The following is a 649-nucleotide window of genomic DNA, read 5'->3' on the forward strand; positions in this document are numbered from 1 at the left end:
GCGCCCCCCCGCGCCCCCCCCCCGCGCCCCCCCCCCCCGCCCGCCCCCCCCCCCCCCCCCCGACCGTGCCTGGACGGTGCTGTACTGCTTCCCGGGCGCCTACGCTCCCGGCGGTGCGGACTACCCGCCCGGCTGGAGCACCGTCCCCGGCGCCCCGGGCTGCACCCTGGAGTCCTGCACCTACCGCGACCGGATGTCCGAGTTCGCCGCCCGGGACGCCCAGGTGTACGGCGTCAGCACCCAGCGCCCCGACCAGCTGGCGGCATTCGCCGAGCACGCGCGGATCCCGTTCCCGCTGCTCTCCGACGCCGAGCTGCAGCTGGCCGCCTCCCTCCGCCTGCCCACCTTCCGGGCGGCGGGCGTCGACCGGCTCAAGCGGCTCACCCTGGTCCTGGACGCCACCCGCACCGTACGGGGCGTCCTCTACCCGGTGACCGACCCGGCAGGGTCGGTCGAGGACGCCCTCGCCCTGCTCGACGGCCTCTCGGCGGGCTGAGAACCGCCTCCGGCCGAGTCCCCGACCGGCGGGCCCGTCAGGCGGGCGTGGGCGGCGCCCCCGCGCCCCGCGGCGGGGCGGGGCCCCCGGCGTCGTCGGGGCGGTGGTCGCCGACCCGGGCCGCTTCTCGGCCGCCGAGGCCTGACCCCGGCG

At 80.3% G+C, this 649-nt stretch carries 1 protein-coding gene; it reads left to right on the forward strand.

Annotated features, from left to right (window positions below; all coding sequences use genetic code 11):
• Positions 1-496, forward strand: a 496-nt coding sequence (locus tag ACFV0G_RS29695) for a peroxiredoxin (protein ID WP_380554735.1), incomplete at its 5' end; no start/stop codon positions are given.
• Positions 497-649 lie beyond the last annotated feature (153 nt).

The sequence above is a fragment of the Kitasatospora sp. NPDC059571 genome (assembly GCF_042735675.1).
GTDB lineage: Bacteria > Actinomycetota > Actinomycetes > Streptomycetales > Streptomycetaceae > Kitasatospora.